Source organism: Bradyrhizobium sp. USDA 4369, from assembly GCF_054056435.1.
Map to the genome: position 1 here is coordinate 1,832,522 of NZ_JBSRYH010000001.1, position 23,390 is coordinate 1,855,911.

At 65.1% G+C, this 23,390-nt stretch carries 20 protein-coding genes; 9 read left to right on the forward strand and 11 right to left on the reverse strand.

Translation table 11 applies throughout. The annotated features are described in order from the left end of the window. Positions 1-98 precede the first annotated feature (98 nt). The 4 genes from ACVIJ6_RS08360 (at position 99) to ACVIJ6_RS08375 (ending at position 4,745) form a co-directional block, all read left to right on the forward strand. Positions 99-2,366 carry a marine proteobacterial sortase target protein gene (locus ACVIJ6_RS08360; RefSeq protein WP_456772313.1) on the forward strand — a complete coding sequence of 756 codons (2,268 nt, stop codon included), beginning with the start codon at positions 99-101 and terminating at the stop codon, positions 2,364-2,366. A gap of 101 nt (positions 2,367-2,467) precedes the next feature. Then, complete coding sequence (locus tag ACVIJ6_RS08365; protein WP_456772314.1) at positions 2,468-3,034, forward strand: class GN sortase; 567 nt, start codon at positions 2,468-2,470, stop codon at positions 3,032-3,034. Between the two features lie 117 nt (positions 3,035-3,151). Continuing rightward, on the forward strand, positions 3,152-3,868 hold the full coding sequence (locus ACVIJ6_RS08370) for a DUF1614 domain-containing protein (RefSeq protein WP_456772315.1): 717 nt from the start codon (positions 3,152-3,154) through the stop codon (positions 3,866-3,868). A 55-nt stretch (positions 3,869-3,923) separates the two neighbouring features. Beyond that, a complete protein-coding gene (locus tag ACVIJ6_RS08375; protein WP_456772316.1) occupies positions 3,924-4,745 on the forward strand; it encodes an MlaD family protein in 822 nt (273 codons plus the stop codon). 33 nt (positions 4,746-4,778) lie between these two features. Here ACVIJ6_RS08375 and ACVIJ6_RS08380 read toward each other — a convergent pair whose 3' ends face one another. The 7 genes from ACVIJ6_RS08380 to urtA form a co-directional block, all read right to left on the reverse strand. After that, the gene (locus ACVIJ6_RS08380) at positions 4,779-5,120 is read right to left on the reverse strand and encodes an FmdB family zinc ribbon protein (protein WP_456772317.1); all 342 of its coding nucleotides are present in this window, start codon (positions 5,118-5,120) and stop codon (positions 4,779-4,781) included. Positions 5,121-5,219: 99 nt separating this feature from the next. Continuing rightward, on the reverse strand, positions 5,220-6,449 hold the full coding sequence (gene fmdA, locus ACVIJ6_RS08385) for a formamidase (protein WP_009031409.1): 1,230 nt from the start codon (positions 6,447-6,449) through the stop codon (positions 5,220-5,222). 35 nt (positions 6,450-6,484) lie between these two features. Then, positions 6,485-7,174: an urea ABC transporter ATP-binding subunit UrtE gene (urtE, locus tag ACVIJ6_RS08390; RefSeq protein ID WP_012040978.1), complete on the reverse strand. Its 690-nt coding sequence runs from the start codon at positions 7,172-7,174 to the stop codon at positions 6,485-6,487. A gap of 200 nt (positions 7,175-7,374) precedes the next feature. Further along, a complete protein-coding gene (gene urtD / locus ACVIJ6_RS08395) occupies positions 7,375-8,130 on the reverse strand; it encodes an urea ABC transporter ATP-binding protein UrtD (protein ID WP_315759547.1) in 756 nt (251 codons plus the stop codon). Between the two features lie 10 nt (positions 8,131-8,140). Then, positions 8,141-9,280 (reverse strand): urea ABC transporter permease subunit UrtC, encoded by a 1,140-nt coding sequence (gene urtC / locus ACVIJ6_RS08400; RefSeq protein WP_456772318.1) that lies wholly within the window; start codon positions 9,278-9,280, stop codon positions 8,141-8,143. 34 nt (positions 9,281-9,314) lie between these two features. Further along, positions 9,315-10,241, reverse strand: coding sequence for an urea ABC transporter permease subunit UrtB (urtB, locus tag ACVIJ6_RS08405; RefSeq protein ID WP_456772319.1), 927 nt, complete (start codon positions 10,239-10,241; stop codon positions 9,315-9,317). Between the two features lie 182 nt (positions 10,242-10,423). Further along, complete coding sequence (gene urtA / locus ACVIJ6_RS08410) at positions 10,424-11,686, reverse strand: urea ABC transporter substrate-binding protein (protein ID WP_041751202.1); 1,263 nt, start codon at positions 11,684-11,686, stop codon at positions 10,424-10,426. Between the two features lie 187 nt (positions 11,687-11,873). On the opposite strand from urtA, the gene ACVIJ6_RS08415 reads away from it, so the two are divergent. Together ACVIJ6_RS08415 and ACVIJ6_RS08420 are read left to right on the forward strand one after the other, a co-directional pair. Continuing rightward, complete coding sequence (locus ACVIJ6_RS08415) at positions 11,874-15,248, forward strand: hybrid sensor histidine kinase/response regulator (RefSeq protein ID WP_456772320.1); 3,375 nt, start codon at positions 11,874-11,876, stop codon at positions 15,246-15,248. After that, the gene (locus ACVIJ6_RS08420; protein ID WP_456772321.1) at positions 15,238-16,155 is read left to right on the forward strand and encodes a response regulator; all 918 of its coding nucleotides are present in this window, start codon (positions 15,238-15,240) and stop codon (positions 16,153-16,155) included. Before ACVIJ6_RS08415 ends, ACVIJ6_RS08420 begins: the two co-directional genes overlap by 11 nt. A 234-nt stretch (positions 16,156-16,389) precedes the next feature. On the opposite strand, the gene ACVIJ6_RS08425 is transcribed toward ACVIJ6_RS08420, so the two are convergent. Both ACVIJ6_RS08425 and ACVIJ6_RS08430 read right to left on the reverse strand, forming a co-directional pair. Then, the gene (locus ACVIJ6_RS08425) at positions 16,390-17,892 is read right to left on the reverse strand and encodes a flavin-containing monooxygenase (RefSeq protein ID WP_456772322.1); all 1,503 of its coding nucleotides are present in this window, start codon (positions 17,890-17,892) and stop codon (positions 16,390-16,392) included. Between the two features lie 101 nt (positions 17,893-17,993). Beyond that, positions 17,994-18,761: a S1 family peptidase gene (locus ACVIJ6_RS08430; RefSeq protein WP_456772323.1), complete on the reverse strand. Its 768-nt coding sequence runs from the start codon at positions 18,759-18,761 to the stop codon at positions 17,994-17,996. Between the two features lie 87 nt (positions 18,762-18,848). Between ACVIJ6_RS08430 and ACVIJ6_RS08435 the strand changes: the two genes are divergently transcribed. Continuing rightward, positions 18,849-19,487 (forward strand): HAD-IA family hydrolase, encoded by a 639-nt coding sequence (locus tag ACVIJ6_RS08435; protein ID WP_456776934.1) that lies wholly within the window; start codon positions 18,849-18,851, stop codon positions 19,485-19,487. On the opposite strand, the gene mtnA is transcribed toward ACVIJ6_RS08435, so the two are convergent. Together mtnA and ACVIJ6_RS08445 are read right to left on the reverse strand one after the other, a co-directional pair. Beyond that, on the reverse strand, positions 19,484-20,587 hold the full coding sequence (mtnA, locus tag ACVIJ6_RS08440) for an S-methyl-5-thioribose-1-phosphate isomerase (RefSeq protein WP_456772324.1): 1,104 nt from the start codon (positions 20,585-20,587) through the stop codon (positions 19,484-19,486). The genes ACVIJ6_RS08435 and mtnA overlap by 4 nt on opposite strands. 14 nt (positions 20,588-20,601) lie before the next feature. Continuing rightward, positions 20,602-21,477, reverse strand: coding sequence for an S-methyl-5'-thioadenosine phosphorylase (locus ACVIJ6_RS08445; RefSeq protein WP_456772325.1), 876 nt, complete (start codon positions 21,475-21,477; stop codon positions 20,602-20,604). Positions 21,478-21,656: 179 nt separating this feature from the next. On the opposite strand from ACVIJ6_RS08445, the gene ACVIJ6_RS08450 reads away from it, so the two are divergent. Then, entirely contained in the window at positions 21,657-22,898 is a 1,242-nt protein-coding gene (locus ACVIJ6_RS08450; protein ID WP_456772326.1) for a DUF763 domain-containing protein, read from the forward strand. Positions 22,899-22,902: 4 nt separating this feature from the next. Further along, on the forward strand, positions 22,903-23,367 hold the full coding sequence (locus ACVIJ6_RS08455; protein WP_456772327.1) for an NUDIX domain-containing protein: 465 nt from the start codon (positions 22,903-22,905) through the stop codon (positions 23,365-23,367). Positions 23,368-23,390 lie beyond the last annotated feature (23 nt).

Consider the following 23,390-nt stretch of genomic DNA (forward strand, 5'->3'; position numbering starts at 1 on the left):
GCGGACGAGGGCCGAACAAGACCGACCATTCCGCTCGCGGCGACGGGGCACCGCGCTCAATCTCGGCGTGCCCTATCCTGTTCGTTGCGGAGCCACCGATGAGTGAGACGATCGACGACGACATCCGCCGCAGTGCCCATCCGATCCGGTCGTGGATCGTGACCATGCTGCTGTTCCTGTTGCTGCAGGCCGCCGCGGTGCTGCTGGTCGGCTTCACGGCGCTGTTTCTCAGCATCACGCCAGGCTGGTCGGCCGAAGGCTCGCCGGCTCCGCTGACCAAGCCGCGCGACGCGCGCTCCGGCGCGCTGCTGTTCAAGTCCGACGCGGGCTATGCCGAGGCGCTGCGGCTCGGAATCGATGTCGACATCGTCGTCTCCGGCCCGACGGCGCGGGCGCGCGTGACGCAGCTGTTCAGGAACACGAGCTCGCAATGGATGGAGGCGGTCTATGTCTATCCGCTGCCGCCGGACAGCGCGGTCGATACGCTGAAGATGATCGTCGGCGACCGCGTCGTGGTCGGCGACATCAAGCCGCGCGAGCAGGCCAAGGTGATCTACGAGCAGGCCAAGCGCGAGGGCAAAACCGCTGCGCTGACCGAGCAGGAGCGGCCGAACATCTTCACCAACTCGCTCGCCAATATCGGCCCCGGCGAGACCGTGCTGGTGCAGATCGAATATCAGCAGCCGGTGGCGCAGGCGGATGGCGCGTTCTCGCTGCGGGTGCCGTTGGTCGTCGCGCCGCGCTACAATCCCGCGCCGATCGTGCAAAGCGTCGACCTGCGCCCGGGCAGCAATGGCTGGGGCGCCGCAAGCAATGATCCAGTGCCGGACCGCGACCGCATCTCGCCGGAGGTGCTCGACCCCGCCAACACCGACCCGGTCAATCCGACCAAGATCACGGTGCGGCTGCAGGCGGGCTTCGCGCTCGGCGAGGTCAAGAGCCATCATCACCAGGTGACCATCGACAGCCCCGATGCGAAGACGCGGGTCGTGACCCTGGCCAAGGGCGTGGTGCCGGCCGACCGTGATTTCGAGCTGACCTGGAAACCGGCGTCTGTCGCCATGCCGTCGGTCGGCCTGTTTCACGAGCAGGTCGGCGATGCCGACTATCTGCTCGCTTTCGTCACCCCGCCCGCGGTGGCGGCGGCAGCGCAGCGCCCGCAGCCGCGCGACGTGATCTTCGTGATCGACAATTCCGGCTCGATGGGCGGCACCTCGATCCGCCAGGCCAAGGCGAGCCTGCTCTATGCGCTGGGACGTCTGCAGCCCAATGACCGCTTCAACGTGATCCGCTTCGACGACACGATGACGGTGCTGTTTCCATCCTCGGTGCCGGCCGACGCCGAACATGTCGGCAGCGCGACCAGCTTCGTGAGCGCGCTGGACGCGCGCGGCGGCACCGAGATGGTGCCGGCGATGCGCGCGGCGCTGACCGACGACGGCAGCGACAGCGACCGTGTGCGCCAAGTGGTGTTCCTGACCGACGGCGCCATCGGCAACGAGCAGCAGCTGTTCGAGACCATCACCGCGATGCGCGGCCGCTCGCGCATCTTCATGGTCGGCATCGGCTCGGCGCCGAACACCTATCTGATGAGCCGCGCCGCCGAGCTCGGCCGCGGCGCCTTCACCCATATCGGCGCCGTCGAGCAGGTCGAGGAGCGCATGCGAGATCTCTTCGCCAAGCTGGAGAATCCGGTCGTGACCGGGCTGAGCGCGACGTTCTCGGAAGCCTCGGCCGACCTCACGCCGGCCGTGCTGCCCGACGTCTATGGCAACGAGCCGCTGGTGCTCGCAGCCAGGATCGACCGGCTCGCCGGATCGCTGCAGCTCAAGGGCCGCATCGGCGACCAGCCCTGGACCATCACACTGCCGCTTGCGGGCGCGGCCGAAGGCAAGGGCCTGTCGAAACTGTGGGCGCGGCGCAAGATCGGCGATGCCGAGGTGGCGAAGACGATGCGGCAGATGACGCCGGAAGAGGCCGACGGCGCCATTCTGAAGCTTGCGATGGAGCACCAGCTGGTGACGCGCCTGACCAGCCTCGTCGCCGTCGACAAGACGCCGCGGCGGGCCGACGGCGAGCCGCTCAAAGTGGCGGAGCTGCCGATCAACCTACCGGCCGGCTGGGACTTCGAGAAGGTGTTCGGCGAGCGCAACCGGATGCCGGCCATGCCGAAGGAGCGCCGTGCCGAAGCGGACGGCGACGTCCAGCTCGCCGCGCTGAAGTGGCCGGTCGTGCCGGCAGCGCCGGCCACGATCACCCTGCCGAAGACGGCGACCCATGCGGAGCTGAGCATGCTGCTGGGCCTGGGCGTGCTGATGCTCGAACTGATCTGGCTCGCCGCCATCCGGCGGCGGGCTGCCAACTAAGGCGCACCGTCATTGCGAGCGAAGCGACGCAATCCAGGGCCGAGTGCGCGACTCTGGATTGCTCCGTCGCTTCGCTCCCTGCAATGACGGGAGGAGAGACAATGCCCCGCTTCATCATCCCGCTCGCGATCGCCTTGGTCGGCGCCGCCTTGTTCGGCCACGGCGCTCTTATCCATGCCAAGGCCATCGTCGCGCAGGTGCTGCTCGACCGCGCCTTCAGCGAGACCATCGCCACCGGCCATCCCGTCAAGCCATGGTCATGGGCCGACACCGTCCCGGTGGCGCGTATCGACGTGAAGCGGCTCCGCGTCTCCACCATCGCGCTGGCCGGCTCCAGCGGCCAGGCGCTGGCCTTCGGCGCCGGCCATGTCGGGGGCACAGCGGAGCCGGGCGAGCCCGGCATCGCGGTCTTTTCCGCGCATCGCGACACGCATTTCCGCTTCCTGCGCGACGTCAGGATCGGCGACGAGATCGAGGTCGTCAGGCGCGACGGCAAGGCTTTTCGTTACCGCGCTGACGCGTTCAGCATCGTCCGCTTCGATGCCTCCGGCATCGATCCGACGACCGACAGTCCCGAGCTTGTGCTCTCGACCTGCTGGCCCTTTGATGCGCTGACACAGGGGCCGGAGCGCTACGTGCTGTACGCCACGCTGATCGCCGAGCGATGAACGGGCACGGCGTGGCCACCGGCGGGAACCAGGCGCCGGATGAGCATTTGTCAGCCCGCCCGCTCCGTGAGATGATCTCACGGAGTCAGCAAGGCTCACATTCCAAGCGCTTCCGACATGCATTCCCAGATCCAATACCTGCCGATCACGCCGGCCTTCTTCGCGATCCTGGTGCTGGCCTTCGGCGTGCTGATCGTCCTGATCCAGCTCGGCATCCTGCGCTACGCCTATATGAAGCTCGGCGTCAGCTCGGGCACCGCGATGCTGCTGCTGTTGGGATCGCTGGTCGGCAGCTATTTCAACATCCCGATCACAATGCTGCCCGGACAGGTCGCCCGTTCCGGCGAAATCATCGACTTCTTCGGCATGCAATATGTCGTGCCGCTGGTGCATCAATGGCCTGGCACCCTGCTCGCGGTCAATGTCGGTGGCGCCGTGATCCCGACCATCATGTCGACCTATCTCGTGCTGCGCTACCAGCTGTGGCTGCGCGCCGTCATCGCCGTGCTGGTGATCGCGGTGATCATCCATGCCATGGCAACGCCGGTGCGCGGCGTCGGCATCGCGGTGCCGGTGTTCGCGCCAATCGTCGTGACCGCGATCCTCGCCTTCCTGCTGTCGCGCGAATACGCTGCGCCGCTGGCCTATATCGGCGGCTCGATGGGCACGCTGGTCGGTGCCGACCTGATGAACCTGGACAAGATCGGCAGCCTCGGCGCCCCCGTGGCCTCGATCGGCGGTGCCGGAACCTTCGACGGCATCTTCCTCACCGGCATCCTGGCGGTGCTGCTGGCCGGCCTTGCCGCCCCGTCCCGGCCGGGCCTCGCGCGCTGAGCTTTCAACCGGGGGACCTAACGGCTAAAATCGGCCGAGGCAGCGGCGGACACAAATGCGCGCGATCAATCTCATTGTTGGAACCCTGACGATCGCGGCGGTGGCGGCTGGCATCAGCGGCGTGCTGATCAAGCAGAAGTCGCGCATCGCCCAGCAGCGCAGCGTAATGCGGGTGGTGTTTGACGGCGGCTCGGCGGCCGGCCTGCGCAAGGGCGGCCCGGTCAATTTCGACGGCGTGCAGGCCGGACAGATCCTCTCGATCAATCTCGAGAGTCCGCGCCGGATCGTCGCCATGATCACGCTCGACAAATCCGCGCCGATTCGCAAGGACACCACGGCCGGCATCGAGTTCCAGGGACTCACCGGCATCGCCGCAATCTCGCTGGTCGGCGGCGCGCCGACGGCGCCGCCGGTGCCGCTCGATCACGACGGCGTGCCGGTGCTGACAGCCGATCTCAAGGACCAGGAGACGATGGTCGAGACGGTGCACAACATCGATAAATACGTCGTCAGCAACGCCCCGGCGATCAAGGAGGCGCTGCAGAGCTTCCAGTCCGAAACCGCCGCGCTGCAGGAGAAGACGGCAGCAATCGACGCCGCGATCGACAAGGCCGAGGACATCTTCAAGGGCTTCGACACTCTGGTGACCAGGATCGACGGCACCATTCCCGGCTTCGCGGACGGCAATCCCGGCCAGCTGTTCGACCAGATCAAGTCGATGCGCGAGCTCGTCGACAGCTTCAAGCGCAAATCCGCCAAGGTGATCGACGACAGCCGCAAGACGCTGGTCGACATCAGCGACGGCGCGAATGCGATGAGCGCCAAGTTCGGCGGCCAGCCCGCACCGGGACCGCGCCGCGTGCCCGCGTCACGCTGAGGGACGGCGCATCGCGCCGCCCATGGCTTTCACTCAGTGGCTGATCATCCATGGCCGCGCCGAGGGAAAGCCCTTGGCGCCGCTCTTGGATTTGGTCATCAGCCGCGGCGACTTCTTCGGCGAGCAGCAGCCGCAGCCCGGCCCGTGCTTCGCCTTGTATTCTGCGAGCGTCTGCGGCGCGTGGCGGCTGCGTTCGTTGGTGGCATGCGCCGTGCGCCGCTCCGCCGGCATGCAGGCGAAGGCGGGCGCGGTGAGGATCACGCGCGGCGCCATGTCTGCACATTGCGGGCAGACCTGCGGATCATCACATTCGGACATCGGTCGCATGTCGGTGAACGGCCCGCATGCATCACAGAGATATTCGTAAACCGGCATTGTCTCGTCTCCTGCGCAACGATCGTCTCCAAGTCCCGCGCGGCGGATGCGGGGCGGCAAATCCGCTGCCGTCCCGCACCCATCGCGCAGGGAGAAGAATTACTTGTCCGGCGAGATCGGCATCTGGATATCGCCCTTGATGTGCTTGATCGGCCCGGCCGCCGACGGCATCACGTCGAAGTCGAAGATCTCGGTCGGCAGCCAGAGCGTCGCGCAGGCATTGGGCACGTCGACGACGCCGGAGATGTGACCCTGCACCGGCGCGGTGCCGAGGATCGAATAGGCCTGGGCGCCGGAGTAGCCGAACTTCTTGAGGTACTCGATGGCGTTGAGACAGGCCTGCCGGTAGGCGATGTGGACGTCGAGATAATGCTGCTTGCCGGCCTCGTCGACCGAGATGCCCTCGAAGATCAGGTAGTCGCGATAGTTCGGCGTGATCGGCGACGGCTTGAAGATCGGATTCTTGATGCCGTATTTGGCCACACCGTCCTTGATGACGTCGACCTTGATGTGCAGCCAGCCCGCCATCTCGATGGCGCCGCAGAAGGTGATCTCGCCGTCGCCCTGGCTGAAATGCAGGTCGCCCATCGAGAGGCCGCCGCCGGGCACGTAGACCGGGAAGTAGATCTTCGAGCCGCGCGACAGGTCCTTGATGTCGCAATTGCCGCCATGCTCGCGCGGCGGCACAGTGCGCGCGCCCTCGGCGCCGATCTTGGCCTTGACGTCGCCCTTGGCCTGGCCGGCATGGGCCGTCGGCGCGAATGGCGGATTGGCGAGGCCCGGCACGCGGGTCGGGTTGGTCGCAATCAGCGCGGTCTCGCGCTCGTTCCAGGTCGCGAGCAGCTTCGGATCGGGCAGACAGCCGATCAGGCCCGGATGAATCAGGCCGGCGAAGTTGACGCCCGGCACATGGCGCGACGAGGTGTAAAGGCCCTTGATGTCCCAGATCGACTTCTGGGCCAGCGGGAAGTGATCGGTCAGGAAGCCGCCGCCATTCTGCTTGGAGAAGAAGCCGTTGAAGCCCCACAGGCTCTCCTTCAGAGGACCGACATCGAGCAGGTCGACGACCAGGAGGTCGCCGGGCTCGGCGCCCTTGACGCCGATCGGACCCGAGAGGAAGTGCACGATCGACAGGTCGATGTCGCGCACGTCATCGGCGGAGTCGTTGTTCTTGATGAAGCCGCCGGTCCAGTCATAGGTCTCGATGATGAAGTCATCACCGGGATTGACCCACTCGACCATCGGAATGTCCGGGTGCCAGCGGTTGTGCACCTTGTCGTTCTCGTAGGCCGACTTGGTGAGATCGACCTTGATCAATGTGTCTGGCATCAGAAGCTCCCCTTTTACCTGCTTGGACGGAGTGGTTAGACGGACAGATATTTCGAGACCTGCGCGGCATCGACCTGATCGCGCGGATCGTCACGGACGATCTCGCCGTTCTCGATCACCAGCACGCGGTCGGCGATGTCGAGCGCGAAGCTCAGCACCTGCTCGGAGACGACGATCGACAGCCCCTTTTCGTCGCGAATGCGCTTCAGGGTGCGCGCCATCTCCTTGATGATCGACGGCTGGATACCCTCGGTCGGCTCGTCGAGCAGCAGCACCTTCGGCTTGGTGGCGAGCGCGCGCGCGATCGCGAGCTGCTGCTGTTGGCCGCCGGAGAGGTTGCCGCCGCGGCGGCCCTTCATCTCCAGCAGCACCGGAAACAGCTCATAGATGTCACCGGGCACCTCGGACTCGCCGGAGACGACGAGGCCGGTCTCGATGTTCTCCTTGACCGTCATGGTCGAGAAGATCATGCGGCCCTGCGGCACGTAAGCGAGGCCCTTGGCGACGCGCTCATAGCTCTTCAGGCCGGACAACTCAGTGCCGTTCATATCGATGGAGCCGCTCTTGGAGGGCAGGATGCCCATCAGCGACTTCATCAGCGTGGTCTTGCCCATGCCGTTGCGCCCCATGATCGCGACGATCTCGTTGGGCGCGACCTTGACGTTGAGGCCATGCAGCACCTCGCTCTGGCCGTAGGCGACATGGAGATCGGAGATTGCGAGCATCAATGGCTCCTGCACAGTGATGAAATCGGAAGAAGCTGAAGCGTCATCGACAGTCTGCTCCCTCCCCCCTTGTGGGGGAGGGCTGGGGAGGGGGGTGGCCCCAAGCGAGACTGCCGCCGTGGGCCCCCTCCCCTAACCCCTCCCCACAAGGGGAGGGGAACGCAGCGTCGTTGGGGGCGAACAGGATTGCGATCATCGGCTCAATGCCCGAGATAGACTTCGACGACCTTGGGATCGTTCTTGACCCGCTCCATCGTGCCCTCCGAGAGGATCTGCCCCTGGTGCAGCACGGTGACCTTGTGCGCGATGTCCTCGACGAACTTCATGTCGTGCTCGATGACGAGCACCGAGCGGTCCTTGATGATGCGATTGAGCAGCTCGGCGGTCTTGGCGCGCTCGCTGACGCTCATGCCGGCCACCGGTTCGTCGAGCATCAAGAGGTCCGGGTTCTGGATCAGCAGCATGCCGATCTCGAGCCACTGCTTCTGGCCGTGACTGAGCTCGGCGGCCGAGGTCTTGAGGCGATCCTTGAGGAAGATCATCTCGGCGACCTCCTCGACACGATCCTTGACAACAGCATCGCGCTGGAAGGTCAGCGAGCCGAACACGGTGCGGCCGCGCGGGAACGAGATCTCGAGATTCTCGAACACGCTGAGATCCTCGAACACCGAGGGCGTCTGGAACTTGCGGCCGACGCCGGCCTTGACGATCTCATTCTCGCGCAGCTTCGTCAGCTCCTTGCCGCGAAACTGGATCGAGCCGGAGGTCGCTTTGGTCTTGCCGCAGATCAGGTCGAGCACCGTGGTCTTGCCGGCGCCGTTCGGACCGATGATGACGCGGATCTCGTTCTCCTCGACATAAAAGGAGAGATCGTTGACCGCCTTGAAGCCGTCGAAGGAGACGGTAAGCGCCTCGACCGCAAGCAGGAAGTCCTTGGGCTGATGACCGATGAGCATCGCTGTGTCCTCACTCTGCGGGAGCGCCATTGGCGACGAGGCCGCCATTGCCGGATTTCTTGCTGCGCGACGCCAGCAGCCGGTCGATGCGCGGCTGCACATAATCGCCCCAGATGCCGGCGAGACCGTTCGGGAAAGCGAGGACGACGGCGATGAAGAGCGCGCCGAGACCGAACAGCCAGAGCTGCGGGAAGGTCTCCGACAGGCTGGTCTTGGCGAAGTTGACCAGCAGCGCGCCATAGACCGCACCGAAGATCGACAGACGGCCGCCGACCGCGGTGTAGATCACCATCTCGATCGAAGGCACGATGCCCACGAAGGACGGCGACATGAAGCCGACCTCGAGAGTGAACAGCGCGCCACCGACCGCGGCGAAGATCGCCGCCGCGCAGAAGGCGAAGATCTTGAAGTTGGCGACGCTATAGCCGGAGAAGCGCACGCGATCCTCCTGTTCACGCATCGCCACCAGAATGCGGCCGAGCTTGGTCAGGCGGATGAACTGCGCCACCAGGATGGCAGCGAACAGAAAGAACACCTCGACGAAATAGAGAATGTACTTGGCGTGGTCGGTACGGATGTCCCAGCCGTGCAAGGTGCGGAGGTCGGTAATGCCGTTGATGCCGCCGGTATAGCCCTGCTGGCCGACAATCAGGATCGTCATGATCGCCGCGATGGCCTGAGTGATGATCGCGAAGTACACGCCGCCGACCCGCCGCTTGAACATCGCTGCCCCGATGATGAAGGCGAAGATCGCCGGCACCAGGATGATCGCCGCAAGCGCGAATGGAAAACTCTGGAACGGCTTCCAGAAGAACGGCAGCTGGGTCAGCTGATTCCAATCCATGAAGTCGGGGATGCCCGGCGTCGACTGGATCTTGGTGTTGGCGACGCTGGAGGCTTCCAGCTTCAGGAACATCGCCATGCAGTAGCCGCCGAGGCCGAAGAACACGCCCTGACCCAAGCTGAGGATGCCGCCATAGCCCCAGCACAGCACCAGGCCGATCGCGACGAAGGCATAGGTCAGATATTTCGCGACCAGGTTCAGGCGGAACACATCCAGCGCCAAGGGAAGGATGACGACGAGCAGCAGCAGCAGCGAGACGAAGCCGATGAGTTCTGATCGGTTGAAAAAGCGCGAGTTGATGATCATGGCCGTGCTTTCTTGTTGGACTGTCGGAGCTGGCTCACTTGCGGACCTTGAGGGCGAACAGGCCCTGCGGCCGCATCATCAGGATGGCGACGATCGCCAGCAGCGTGAGCACCTTGGCCATCGATCCGGACATGAAGAACTCCATGGTCGACTGCGCCTGGGAGATGGTGAAGGCCGACGCGATGGTGCCGAGCAGACTGGCAGCGCCGCCGAACACGACCACCAGGAAGGTGTCGACGATATAGAGCTGGCCGGCGGTCGGACCGGTCGAGCCGATCATCGTGAAGGCGGAGCCGGCGACGCCGGCAATGCCGCAGCCGAGGCCGAAGGTGTAGCGGTCGACCTTCTCGGTGTTGATGCCGACGGCGCCGGCCATCACGCGGTTCTGCACCACGGCGCGGACCTGGCGACCCCAGCGCGACAGGAACAGAACATAGGCCACGACAATCGTGATCAGGATGGTCAGGCACATCACGAACATGCCGTTGATCGGGATCTGGATCGCATCGGTGGCCTGCCAGGAGCCCATCATCCACTCCGGCAGTTCGACGCCGACCTCGCGGGCACCGAACACCGAGCGATAGGCCTGCTGCAGTATCAGGCTGAGGCCCCAGGTCGCGAGCAGCGTATCGAGCGGCCGCTTGTAGAGCCGTCGTATCATCGCCCATTCGACCAGCATCCCCAGGGATCCGGAGGCAATGAAGGCCAGCGCCATCGCGACGAAGAAGTAGCCGGGAAACAGCGAGGGCAGAAAACTCTGGAAGGCGTTCGACGTCATCCAGGTGACGTAGGCGCCGAGGATCATGAACTCGCCATGCGCCATGTTGATGACGCCCATCTGGCCGAAGATGATAGCAAGCCCCAGCGCCATCAGCACATAGACGGAAAACAGGATGAGGCCCGCGAAGCCCTGCATCGCGAAGATGGCCCCGAGGTCGCCGATGGAATAGTCACCGAACATGATCCGTCCTCTCGTGATGCGTGATGCTCGTTCAGTACGTGCTGTCTTTGGATGCGCACTGGTTTGCGGATTGGCCACCGCAGATGAGGTCGTTCCCTCCCCCCCTTGTGGGGGAGGGAGCGCACTTTTCGTGCGGCTACAGCATTGCTTCGCCGACAAACCAAGAAGCGCGCGTTGTGCGCTTACTGATAGCCCTTCGGGAACGGATCGGGCTCGACTAGGTCGGCGGTTTCGTAGATCAGCTCATACTGACCGTCCGCCTTGGCGCGGCCGACGCGGGTCTTGGACCAGAGATGGTGGTTCTCGTGGATCCGCACATAACCTTCCGGCGCGCCCTTGAACTCGATGCCCGGCGAGGCCGCGGCGACCTTGTCGACATCGAAGCTGCCGGCCTTCTCCACCGTCAACTTCCACAGCCACGGACCGAGATAGGCCGCCTGGGTGACGTCGCCGATGACGGTCTTCTCGCCCCACATCTTCTTGAACGCCGAGACGAATGCCTTGTTGTTGGCGTTGTCGAGCGACTGGAAGTACTTCATGCAGGCATAGGCGCCCGCAATGTTCTCACCGCCGATGCCGTCGATCTCGTCCTCGGTCACCGAGATGGTGAGCAAGGTCTGCTTCGACATGTCGATGCCAGCCGCCTTGAGCTGCTTGTAGAAGGCAACGTTCGAACCGCCGACGATGATCGCGTAGATCACGTCCGGCTTGGTCAGCTTGATCTTGTTGATCACCGAATTGAACTGGGTGTGGCCGAGCGGGAAATATTCCTCGCCCACGACCTTGGCGCCCTGCAGATGGCCCTCGATGTGCTTGCGCGCGATCTTGTTCGACGTGCGCGGCCAGATGTAATCGGAGCCGAGCAGATAGAAGGTCTTGGCGCCCTTGGTCTTGTTGACCCAGTCGAGGCCGGCGATGATCTGCTGGGTGGCTTCCTGGCCGGTGTAGATGACGTTCTTGGACTGCTCGAGGCCTTCATAGAAGGTCGGATAATACAGCATGCCGTTGTACTGCTCGAACACCGGCAGCACCGCCTTGCGCGAAGCCGAGGTCCAGCAGCCCATCACCGCGGCGCACTTGTCGTTGACCAGGAGCTTCTTGGCCTTCTCGGCGAAGGTCGGCCAGTCGGACGCGCCGTCTTCCTGGATATACTTGATCTTGCGGCCAAGCACGCCGCCGGCGGCGTTGATCTGCTCGATCGCGAGCTTCTCGGCCTGCACCGAGCCGGTCTCCGAGATCGCCATGGTGCCGGTGACCGAATGCAGAATGCCCACCGTCACCTCACTATCAGTGACTGCAAGTCCGGTCGTGTTGACAGCAGAGGTTGCGGGGCCGGCACCAAAAGACGGCCGCGGCAACATGGTAAGCGCCGGGAGAGCCGCCATTCCCATCAGCAATTGGCGCCGAAGCGGCGACTTCAGGCCTTTTTCAGTTTCGTCTGACATGAGCACCCCATTCATTGGTTCGAGGACACGCTTTGGGTCGGACGAAGGATGGCGCGCTTCCTGCACTGCACGGATACGCAAGATTGCGTATACTGCACCGCAAAAGCGCGACGTAGGCTCTACGCAGATCTTGCGAGGGGTGGGACAGAGCGTGCGGGACAACCGCTTCGCGGTCAGGAGTTCGAGAGTGGCAGGGCGGCAGCGGATCGACCGCGTCAGGCGCCAATACAACCAGTGGGTCGCCAACCAGACGTTGGAGGACTACGCACTTCGTTTCACCGCCAAGAGCGCGCGGCGCTGGTCCGCGGCCCGCGTCGCCAACACCGCGCTGGGCGCGATCTCGTTCCTGGCGCTGGAGGCGATCGGAGGCACCATCACGCTGAACTATGGCGTGACCAACGCCACCGCGGCGATCCTCGTCGCCAGCGTCATCATCTTCTGCTGCGGTCTCCCGATCGCCTATCACGCCGCGAAATGCGGCATCGACATCGACCTGCTGACCCGCGGCGCCGGCTTCGGCTATATCGGCTCGACCGTGACGTCGCTGATCTATGCGTCGTTCACCTTCATCTTCTTCGCGATCGAGGCGGTGATCCTGGCGTCTGCGCTGGAGATGTGCTTCGGTATCCCGCGGCCAGTCGGCTACCTGATCAGCGCGGTCGTCATCATTCCACTCGTCACCTATGGCATCACGCTGATCAGCCGGTTCCAGCTCTGGACCCAGCCGCTGTGGGTCGTGCTGCACATCCTGCCGTTCGCGGCGATCGCCTATGCGAGCCCGCACTCCTTCGCCGAATGGCGGCAATTTCCGGGCGAGCATGGCGATCCAGCCGGGCATCTCGATCTGGCGCTGTTCGGCACGGCCGCGGCCGTGGTGTTTTCGCTGGTGGCCCAGATCGGCGAGCAGGTCGACTTCCTGCGCTTCCTGCCGCGCGACCGCCGTACATCCAGGCGCTCGTGGTGGATCGCGCTGCTGTCGGCCGGCCCAGGCTGGATCGTGCTCGGCGCGCTCAAACTGCTGGCGGGGTCGTTCCTCGCCTTCTTTGCGCTCAGCCACGGCGTGTCCGCCGAGCGCGCCGCCGAACCGGCGCACATGTATCTCGAGGCGTTCCGCTACGTGCTGGCGCAGCCGGACCTCGCCCTCGCCTTGACCGGCACCTTCGTGATCCTGTCGCAGATCAAGATCAACGTCACGAATGCCTATGCCGGTTCGATTGCCTGGTCGAACTTCTTCTCCCGGCTGACCCACAGCCATCCCGGCCGCGTGGTGTGGCTGGTGTTCAACGTCGTCGTGGCGCTGCTGTTGATGGAGATCGGCGTCTACAAGGCGCTCGAGCAGACGCTGGCCCTGTACTCCAACATCGCGATCTCGTGGGTCGGCGCTCTCGTGGCTGACCTCGTGATCAACCGGCCGCTCGGACTGCGGCCGCCGCAAATGGAGTTCAAGCGCGCTCACCTCTACGACATCAATCCGGTCGGCGTCGGCGCCATGACCATTGCGACCATCGTCTCGATCAGCGCCTTCTACGGTCTGTTCGGGCCGACCGGAAAGGCGCTGTCGACCTTCGTCGCGCTCGGCGTTGCGCTCGTCACCGCCCCGGCGATCGCCTATCTGACAGACGGGAAATACTACCTGGCACGCAAGCCGAAGCGAAGCTGGCAGAACATCGAGCAGATCCAATGCTGCATCTGTGAGCATCATTTCGAGCCAGAGGACACCACCTCCTGCCCGGCCTATGCCGGCCCGATCTGCTCGCTCTGCTGTTCGCTGGACGCACGCTGCCACGATCTTTGCAAGCCGCATGCGCGCGCGCAGGCGCAGGTCGCCGCGGCGCTCAGCGGCATGCTGCCGCAATCCGTGCTGGCCAAGATCAACTCGCAGTTCGGGCATTATGTCGGCGTGTTTCTGACCTCTGCCGGGCTGGTCGCGCTGACGCTCGGCATGATCTATCTGGAAACATCCGCAGCATTGCCCGGCTTCAAGGGCATCATCTCCGACGTTCTCTGGAAGGTGTTCTTCGCCCTCTCCATCATCATCGGTGTCGTCACGTGGCTGTTCGTGCTGGCGCAGCAGAGCCGCCGCGCGGCCGAGGCCGAGACGCGGCGCCAGACCCAGCTCTTGATCCAGGAGATCGAAGCCCACAAGCGCACGGATGCCGAACTGCAGCGCGCCAAGGAGGTGGCGGAATCGGCCAACCTCGCCAAGAGCCGCTACGTGGTCGGGCTCAGCCACGAACTGCGCTCGCCGCTGAACGCGATCTCCGGCTATGCGCAGCTACTCGAGCAGGATACGAGCCTCGCGCCGAAGCCGCGCGACCAGGTCCGTGTCGTCCGGCGCAGCGCCGATCATCTCTCCGGACTGATCGACGGCATTCTCGATATTTCGAAGATCGAGGCCGGACGGCTGTATTTGTCGCGCGACGAAGTGCGTCTCAGCGAGTTCCTCGACCAGCTCGTCGGCATGTTCCGGCTGCAGGCGGCAGCGAAAGGTATCGACTTCGTGTTCAAGCGTCCGGCCGTGCTACCGCTCGTGGTCTACGCGGACGAGAAACGGCTTCGGCAGATCCTGATCAACCTGCTGTCGAATGCGATCAAGTTCACCCAGGAAGGCAGCGTCCAGTTCGTCGTCCACTACCGCAGCCCCGTCGCCGAATTCGAGGTGATCGATACCGGCCCCGGCATTCAGCCCGATGACCTGGAACGGATCTTCGCTCCGTTCGAGCGCGGCGCGCTCGGTGCGGCGCAGCCGCAAACGGGCACCGGCCTCGGCTTGACAATCAGCCGGCTGCTCGCCGGCGTGATGGGCGGCGACATCAAGGTCGAAAGCAAGGTCGGTCTCGGCAGCACGTTCAAGGTGAAGATCCTGCTCTCCGAGGTGACCAATCCGACGCGGCATGCGCCTGTGAAGGCGCCGGTCGCGGGTTATCTCGGCCCACGCAAGACCATCCTGATCACCGACGACGATCCCGTCCATCGCGACCTGCTGCGAGAGGTGCTGACCCCGCTCGGCTTCATTCTGCTCAGCGCGCCCGACGGGCCGTCCTGTCTGGCATTGGCACAGCACTGCCAGCCGGACCTGTTCATCCTGGACATCTCGATGCCCGGCATGGACGGCTGGACCGTTGCCGAGACCTTGCGCAGCAGCGGCCATCATCAGGCGCGCATCCTCATGACATCGGCAAGCGCGCTCGAGGCGCATGGACGCCCGCTGGCACAGCCGTTCCATGACAGCTATCTGATGAAGCCGATCGACATTCCGCGGCTGTTGGAGGCGATCCGTCAATTGCTGAAGCTCGATTGGAGCTATCAGAGCGACGTTCCCGTGGCGCAACCGCGCTGGCGGCTGGAAACCGGATCGCGGCCGCCGCCGAGATATGTCGAGGAGCTGATGGGCCTCGGCCAGATCGGCTATATCAGGGCCATTCAGCTCAAGCTCGACGAGATCGGCAGCGCGCATCCCGAGCATGCCGACTTCGTCGCCCAGATGCGCACGCTGATCGACCGCTTCGACCTCGATCAGTACATGGCAACTCTGAAGACCCTGCACGCCTATGAGCACTGACAGCAAGAAGCGCGACGTCGCGCTGGTCGTCGACGACTCGCCAGAGACGCTGCGGCTGCTCACCGACGCGCTGGACGGCGCCGGCATGACCGTCATGGTCGCGCTCGATGGCGCGGCGGCGATGCGCATCGTCGACCAGATCACGCCGGACATCATTCTGCTCGACGCCGTCATGCCCGGCATCGACGGCTTCGAGACCTGCCGCAAGCTCAAGCGCGAGGCCGGCCTCTCCAACGTCCCCGTGATCTTCATGACCGGGCTGGCCGACACCGAGCATATCGTGCAGGGCCTCGAGGCCGGCGGCGTCGACTACGTCACCAAGCCGATCGCGGTGGAGGAAATGCTGGCGCGGATCCGCGTGCATCTCGCCAACGCACGGATGACGCAGAGCGCGCGTGCGGCGCTCGACGTTTCAGGCCGCTTTCTGCTCGCGGTGAACCGCGAGGGCCGGTTGATGTGGGCGACCCCGCAGGCGCAGCGTCTGCTCTCCGACAGCCTTGGCACGGCCGAGGAGCTCGTGCTGCCGGACGCATTGCGGCAATGGTTGGAGCAGGCGCAGAAGGGCAAGGCCGGCACCAAGCCGGCGGCGTCGGTCCCCGACCATCCGTCGCTGCGACTGTACTATATGGGCGGCGCCGGCCCCAACGAATTCCTGCTGCGGCTCGCCAAGGAGTCGTCTGGCGAGCTGCCGAAGGAGTTCTCCAGCGAGTTCGGTCTCACCGTACGCGAGGCGGAGGTGCTGTCCTGGCTGTCGAAGGGCAAGACCAACCGCGACATTGCGCAGATTCTTGGGCTAAGCCCCCGCACCGTCGACAAGCATCTGGAGCAGATCTACGCCAAGCTCGGCGTCGAGAACCGCACTGCAGCGGCTGCGATCGCCACCGGCCTGACGCGGCGGGAGAGCTGATCCTCCGCTGTCGTCCGGGCAAGCTCGGCGACGCGCAGCATCGCTGGGCGCCGCCCCGGGACCCATACCGCGTGAGCTCGCTTGGGGCAGGATGAAAGTTGGCCTGTGCCCAACACATCCGCCTGTGGCTATGGATCCCGGCTCTGCGCCCCAGCCATCGCTGCGCGACGCCAGGGCTTGGCCGGGATGACACCGGATTTTGTCGCGCAACTGAGCACAACATCGATTGCCGCATCACTCATACACGAACGCCGGATCATCCAGATCGATGGCAGGGATCTGATCCTTTTCGCTCCAATAGTCCTGGCTGTGCTGCCATTCCGGCTTGTCGCCGCGCTTGGGCAGAAGATGCATGTTGCGCATCATGTAGCCCGGATTGAAGTTCTCCGGATCGATCCAGGGCAGCAGCGGCATGTTGTGGTCTTCCGGGCGCAGCGTCGGCGTGACCTTGTGCACGCCCTTCTCCTTCATATGCGCGAGCAGTCGGCAGACGAAGTCCGCAACCAGATCGGTGCGCAATGTCCAGCTGGCGCGGAAATAGCCGAACACCCAGGCCAGATTTGGCACGCCCGTAAACATCATGCCGCGATAGGTGACGGTGTCGGCGAAGTCGAGCGGCCTGCCGTCGATCGTGAACGCGATGTCGCCGAGCACGCAGAGATCGAAGCCAGTCGCCGTGACAATGATGTCGGCCTTGAGCACATCGCCGGACTTCAGCTGGATTCCGTCTTCGGTGAAGCGCTCGATCTCGTCGGTCACGACGGAAGCCTTGCCGCTCTTGATGCCTTCGAACAGGTCGGCATCCGGCACGAACGCAATGCGCTGCCGCCACGGGCGGTAGGTCGGCGTGAAGTGCTTGGCGGTATATTCCGGTCCGAGGATCGCGCTGATCTGCCCGATCAGCTCCTTCTTCACCTGATCCGGCTCGCTGAGGCAGCGCTTGGTGAACCAATCCTGCTCGAACAGGATCTTGCGCCTGACGATCTCGTGGATCCACTCCTCCTTGACCTGCAATCGGCGCAGCTCCTCGGCTAGCTCGATGGCGTTGCGGCCGATGCGGAAGTAGGTCGGCGAACGCTGCAGCATGGTGACATGCGCGCATTTGCCGGCGATCGACGGCAGGATCGTGGCTGCAGTCGCGCCGGAGCCGATGACGACAACGCGCTTGTCCGCGAGATCGAGATCCTCCGGCCAGCTTTGCGGATGCACGATGCGGCCCCTGAACTTTGCCATGTCGGGCCACTCCGGCGTGTAGCCTTTCGAGTGGCGATAGTAGCCTTGGCACATCCAGAGGAAATTCGCCGTGACGGTGACGGGCTCCTGATCCGTGCCCTTCACCGCGTGAACCGTCCAGAGATTGGTCGCGCTGGACCAGCTGGCTGACAGGATGCGATGACCGTAACGGATGTGACGGCCGAGGTCGTTCTCGTCGATCACGTCGCCCATATATTTGAGGATCTCTTCGGCCGTCGCGATCGGCGGTCCGACCCACGGCTTGAAGCTGTAGCCGAACGTATGCAGATCGCTGTCGGAGCGGATGCCGGGATAGCGATGCGTGCGCCAGGTGCCGCCAAAACTGTCCTGGCTCTCCAGGATGACGAAGCGGGTCTCCGGCATCTGCCTGGCAAGCTGATAGGCACTGCCGATGCCCGATATGCCGGCGCCGACGATCAGCACGTCGAAATGTTCAGTCGCGTGAGAGGAGGCAGCCTCCCGGATGGGCGCGATGACGTTCATTGTTGTCCTTGGGCGGTTGTTGTTTCCTCGCGCAACAGGCTGAACCTGATCACGACGACGGTCAACCCGTCGCAGCACGCCGCCTCATTGCGGCGATGCCGTCAATTTCCGCTGAGCGGCATGCCCCATTGCCGCGCGGTCTGCACCACCCACTCGCGATACAGCGTGAGCGGCGTGACGCCGGTCATGCCGCCGCAGCCGTCGCCCAGATTTGGCCCGGTCGACCATGAGACCACGCCGATCAGGACCTGTCCCTGCGTCTGCGTCTCGAATGCAGGCCCGCCGGAATCGCCGGTGCAGCCGCCGAGGCCGGGCTTCGTGCCCTGGGTCGCCGGATCGACGAGCCGGATCTGCAACGTGCCCGGTTTGCCGGTCGCGACGAGCGGCGCGGCGCGCACCACGCCGCCGCTCTTGCCGTCCCCCGGAATCGCGACGCCGATGCCGGCGACCGTGAACATGTTGCCGGCCGCCAGCGGCGATTGCGGCACGCCCAGCGCCGCCGCAACGCGCTCGGGCGCAGGATCCGCCAACTCCAGCAATGCGACATCGGCCGTGGCGCGATGCGCGAGAATGGATTGCATGCTGAAGCCCGGATGCACCGCCACGCGCCGCACCGTCTTGAGGGCCGGCTTGCGCTCACGATCATATTCCACGATGCGATAATCGACGCCCGGCTGCACGCAATGGCCCGCGGTCAGCACCAGCTTCGGCGCGATCAAGGCGCCGCTGCAGAAATTACCGCGCGAGCCGACGATGGTGACGACGGACCGTCCGATGCCATCGGTCACAGCCGGTGCGTTGCCGACGATGGCTGCAGCCGGGCACGAGACCAGCAGGGCGGCGACAGCAGTGGCGGCGAGGCGCTTCATCGCGGCACACATAGCCGCTGGCGGCGATATCGCCAAGCGCGGCGTCCCATGATAGCGATCATCGGGAGATCGAGCGAGGATGAGAGCATCATGGTCGAGGCGGTGATCTTTGATTTCGGTGGCGTCATGACGACATCGCCGTTCGAGGCGTTTGCGCGGTTCGAAAGAGAGCGCGGCTATCCCGCCGACATCATCCGGAACACCAACGCCGCCAATCACCTCGATAACGCCTGGGCGAAGTTCGAGCGCGCCGAGATCGATCTGGACACGTTCGACCGGCTGTTCGCCGAGGAGTCGCTGGCGCTCGGCGGCGCCGCGGTCAGCGGCCGCGAGGTGCTGCCGCTGCTCGCCGGTGATCTCCGCCCCGAGATGGTCGAGGCGCTGCGCCGAATCAAGTCGGAGTGCAAGACCGGCTGCATCACCAACAATCTGCCGGCCAACGCGATCGGCAGCCAAAGCGGGCGCTCCTTCTACGTCGCCGAGGTGATGGCGCTGTTCGACCACGTGATCGAATCGGCCAAGATCGGTTTGCGCAAGCCCGATCTGCGAATCTATCAGATGATGATCGAGGCGCTCGGCGTCAATCCGGCCGATTGCGTCTATCTCGACGATCTCGGCGTCAACCTCAAGCCAGCGCGGGCCCTGGGCATAACGACGATCAAGGTAGTCAGCGCATCGCAGGCGATCACCGAGCTCGAGGCCGCGACCGGGCTCAGGCTCACTTAGTTCGCCGCGCTGCTCCGCTCCGGAAATGCCGCCGCCAGTGCCGCGCCGTCGGCCTGCAGGACGCCGCGCTCGGTGATCAATCCCGTCACCAGCCGGGCCGGGGTGACGTCGAAGCCGTAATTCGCCACTGGCGATCCCGGAGGAACGATCCGCACCGTTTCGATGCGACCGTCCGCCGTGCGGCCGGTCATCTCGCTGACCTCCTGGGCGCTGCGCTGTTCGATCGGAATCTGCCGCCCCTCGCCGACCGCGAAGTCGATCGTCGGCGACGGCAGCGCGACATAGAACGGCACGCCATTGTCATGCGCCGCGAGCGCCTTCAGATAGGTGCCGATCTTGTTGCAGACATCGCCATTGGCCGCGACGCGGTCGGTGCCGACGATGGCGAGATCGACCATGCCGTGCTGCATCAGATGGCCGCCGGTATTGTCGGGGATGACGGTATGAGCCACCCCATGATGACCGAGCTCCCAGGCGGTGAGCGATGCGCCCTGGTTGCGCGGCCGGGTCTCGTCGACCCAGACATGGATCGGAATGCCGCGATCATGCGCGAGATAGATCGGCGCCGTCGCCGTGCCCCAATCGACGGTCGCGAGCCAGCCGGCGTTGCAATGGGTGAGCACGTTCACGACCTCGCCCGGCGTCTTACGCGCCACGGCCGCCTCGATCAGCGCGAGGCCGTGCTTGGCGATGCCCTGGTTGATCGTCACATCCTCGCCGGCGATGTCGACCGCGCGCGCATAGGCGGCGTCACGCCGCTCCGACGGCGCCAGCCGGCCCAGCATCGTGCGCATCGTGTCGAGCGCCCATTTGAGATTGATCGCAGTCGGCCGCGTCGCGATCAGCATCTCATAGGCGCGGTCGATGCCCGGATCGGAGCGGTCGTCGCGCATCGCCAGCGCCATGCCGAACGCGGCGGTGGCGCCGATCAGCGGCGCACCACGCACCAGCATGCTGCGGATCGCGTCCGCCGCCTCCTCGCAGGTCGTGATCTTCGCCAACACGAATTCATGCGGCAACCGGCGCTGATCGATCGCGCAGACCGACCAGCCGTCGGCATCGAGCCAGATGCTGCGATAATGCTTGCCGTCGACCTTCATCGCCCGCCCTCAGCTCAGTTGCGCAGAACGCGGCCGGCGACCGCATCGAGTTTTTTCAGCAGTTCGGGATCGCGCGCGTCGGGCGCGGTGATCAGGGCGGTGTCGAGGGCTCGATCGGAGCCGATCGGGCACGGCTCGTGCTCGCGCGGAAATTCGCGGGCGAGCCGGGCCACCAGTCCCTTGGCCTTGTCGGCATTGGTGGTGAGCACGCGGATGATGTCCTGCACGGTCACCGCGTCATGGTCCGGATGCCAGCAATCGAAATCCGTCACCATCGCCACAGTCGCGTAGCAGATCTCAGCCTCCCGTGCGAGCTTGGCTTCCGGCATGTTGGTCATGCCGATGACGGAATAGCCTGCGGATTTGTAGGTCATGCTTTCGGCATAGGTCGAGAATTGCGGCCCCTCCATGCAGACGTAGGTGCCGCCGCGCGCGACCGCGATGCCCTCGGCCTCGGCCGCAGCCGCCAGATGGATGCGCAGCCGCGGCGAGACCGGATGCGCCATCGAGACATGCGCCACGCATCCTTTGCCGAAGAACGAGCTCTCGCGCTTGTAGGTGCGATCGACGAACTGGTCGACCAGCACGAAGGTGCCGGGCGGCAGCTCCTCCTTGAAGGAACCGCAGGCCGACAGCGACACCAGGTCGGTGACCCCGGCGCGTTTCAGCACATCGATATTGGCGCGATAGTTGATGTCGGACGGTGACAGCCGGTGCCCTTTGTCATGCCGCGGAAGGAAGACGATCGGCAGTCCGGCGATGGTCCCGCGGCGCAACGGCGCCGACGGCTCGCCCCACGGGCTTGCGATCACCTCCTCGCGGGCCGCTTCCAATCCGGGCAGATCATAGATGCCCGAGCCGCCGATAATCCCAAGCACAGCCTTTGTCATATGACCCCCATCGCCAAGCAGAGCGAGAATGCCAGCTCCGGGAGGAATTGGGAACAGCACCCATCCGAAGCCATGATGACCGGCCGGTCCCCATGCTGTCGGCCGCCGGTGCCGGATGGATCGCGCTCAAGCCCGCCGTCTGCTACATTGGCGCGACAGTCCCGCTTTGCAAGGTCCCGATGGCCCGACGCACCGGCAGCGCCGATCTTCCGCTCCATTCCGGGCGCGTCCCGGCCTGGCTCGGCACGCGTATGGCCACGCTCGGCGCCATCATCACCCAGGCGATCGTGCATCATTATGGCCGCGACGAATTCCTGAGTCGACTGTCGCATCCGTTCTGGTTCCAGTCGTTCGGCGCCGTGATGGGCATGGACTGGCATTCCTCTGGCATCACCACGAGCGTGATCGGCGCGCTGAAGCGTGGGCTGAAGCCGCTGTCCGGAGAGCTCGGCATCCATGTCTGTGGCGGCCGCGGCGAGCATTCGCGCAAGACGCCGGACGAGCTTCGCCTGCTCAGCGACCGGCTCGGTCTCGATGGCGAGGATCTGGTGCGCACCAGCAAGCTCGTCGCCAAGGTCGACAGCGCCGCGGTGCAGGACGGCTTCGATCTCTATCTGCACGGCTTCTTCGTCACCGCCGACGGCACATGGACCGTCGTGCAGCAGGGCATGAATGGCGACGCCCGCCAGGCCCGCCGCTATCATTGGCATTCGCAACAGCTGGCGGATTTCGTCGACGCCCCGCACAGCGCGATCGACGGCCCCGCCCAGGGCGAGATCGTCAATCTAACCGACCGACGCGCCGCGGTTTCGCGCCATGCCCAGCTCTCGCTGCTGACCGAGCTCGGACCGGACCGCCTCGTCACCGAGTTCGAGCGGCTCAGCACGCCGGAGCCGGCGCAGGGCCTGCTGCCGCACCTCATCATGCCCGCCCATCACGATGTCAGGCCGAAGGACGTGTTCGCGCGCCGGCTGCACGGCACGCTGGCGGCGGCGGCCGAGCGCGGGCCGGTGGACTTCCCCGAGCTGCTGCTGACGCCCGGCGTCGGCGCGCGCACCGTGCGGTCGCTCGCCATGGTCGCCGAGGTCGTGCATGGCGCGCCGTACCGGTTCACGGATCCGGCCCGGTTCTCGCTGGCGCATGGCGGCAAGGATCGGCATCCTTATCCCGTCCCCATCAAGGTCTATGACGAGACCATCCGCGTGCTCAAATCGGCGGTGGGCCAGGCCAAGCTCGGCCGCGACGAGGCGATGTCGGCGCTGAAGCGGCTCGACGACCAGGCGCGACGGCTGGAGCGCACGGCGTCCGGCCCGTCGCTCGACGCCTTCATCGCCACCGAGCGGACTGCGTCGCCTGACCTCGACGGGCGCTCGGTGTTCGGCTGGGAGCGCGATCTCATTCAACGCACCGGCGAGGCTTGACGGCATGTCGGCGCGCAGCGCGGGCGTGCTCGCCTTTCGCCGAACCGCCGGCCAGCTCGAGGTGCTGCTGGTGCATCCAGGCGGGCCGTTCTGGCGCAACAAGGATCTCGGCGCCTGGTCGATTCCGAAGGGCGAGTTCGGCGGCGAAGAAGAAGCCGAGGCGGTGGCGCGGCGCGAATTTGCCGAGGAGCTCGGCACCGCGATGACCGCGCCACTGATCGGGCTCGGTGAGATCAAGCAGCGCGGCGGCAAGGTGGTCGAGGCGTTCGCTGCCGAGGTCGATCTCGATGCCGATGCCATCGTCAGCAACGAATTCGAGCTGGAATGGCCACCACGCAGCGGCCGCATCGGACGCTTTCCCGAGGTGGACCGCGCCGCCTGGTTCGGCCTCGCCGAGGCGAGCGAACGCATCAATCCGGCGCAGGCCGTGCTGCTCGATCGTCTCGCGGAGATCGTCGGCGACGGGTGAGGTATCTCCCTTCGCCGCCGGAC

Coding starts and splice junctions, on each gene's coding strand:
- ACVIJ6_RS08455 (WP_456772327.1), top strand. CDS start 22,903: ATGTCGGCGCGCAGCGCGGGCGTGCTCGCCTTTCGCCGAACCGCCGGC.
- ACVIJ6_RS08375 (WP_456772316.1), top strand. CDS start 3,924: ATGCGCGCGATCAATCTCATTGTTGGAACCCTGACGATCGCGGCGGTG.
- ACVIJ6_RS08445 (WP_456772325.1), bottom strand. CDS start 21,477: ATGACAAAGGCTGTGCTTGGGATTATCGGCGGCTCGGGCATCTATGAT.
- mtnA (WP_456772324.1), bottom strand. CDS start 20,587: ATGAAGGTCGACGGCAAGCATTATCGCAGCATCTGGCTCGATGCCGAC.
- urtC (WP_456772318.1), bottom strand. CDS start 9,280: ATGATCATCAACTCGCGCTTTTTCAACCGATCAGAACTCATCGGCTTC.
- ACVIJ6_RS08360 (WP_456772313.1), top strand. CDS start 99: ATGAGTGAGACGATCGACGACGACATCCGCCGCAGTGCCCATCCGATC.
- urtE (WP_012040978.1), bottom strand. CDS start 7,174: ATGCTCGCAATCTCCGATCTCCATGTCGCCTACGGCCAGAGCGAGGTG.
- ACVIJ6_RS08420 (WP_456772321.1), top strand. CDS start 15,238: ATGAGCACTGACAGCAAGAAGCGCGACGTCGCGCTGGTCGTCGACGAC.
- urtD (WP_315759547.1), bottom strand. CDS start 8,130: ATGCTCATCGGTCATCAGCCCAAGGACTTCCTGCTTGCGGTCGAGGCG.
- ACVIJ6_RS08380 (WP_456772317.1), bottom strand. CDS start 5,120: ATGCCGGTTTACGAATATCTCTGTGATGCATGCGGGCCGTTCACCGAC.
- urtA (WP_041751202.1), bottom strand. CDS start 11,686: ATGTCAGACGAAACTGAAAAAGGCCTGAAGTCGCCGCTTCGGCGCCAA.
- urtB (WP_456772319.1), bottom strand. CDS start 10,241: ATGTTCGGTGACTATTCCATCGGCGACCTCGGGGCCATCTTCGCGATG.
- fmdA (WP_009031409.1), bottom strand. CDS start 6,449: ATGCCAGACACATTGATCAAGGTCGATCTCACCAAGTCGGCCTACGAG.
- ACVIJ6_RS08365 (WP_456772314.1), top strand. CDS start 2,468: ATGCCCCGCTTCATCATCCCGCTCGCGATCGCCTTGGTCGGCGCCGCC.
- ACVIJ6_RS08450 (WP_456772326.1), top strand. CDS start 21,657: ATGGCCCGACGCACCGGCAGCGCCGATCTTCCGCTCCATTCCGGGCGC.
- ACVIJ6_RS08430 (WP_456772323.1), bottom strand. CDS start 18,761: ATGAAGCGCCTCGCCGCCACTGCTGTCGCCGCCCTGCTGGTCTCGTGC.
- ACVIJ6_RS08370 (WP_456772315.1), top strand. CDS start 3,152: ATGCATTCCCAGATCCAATACCTGCCGATCACGCCGGCCTTCTTCGCG.
- ACVIJ6_RS08425 (WP_456772322.1), bottom strand. CDS start 17,892: ATGAACGTCATCGCGCCCATCCGGGAGGCTGCCTCCTCTCACGCGACT.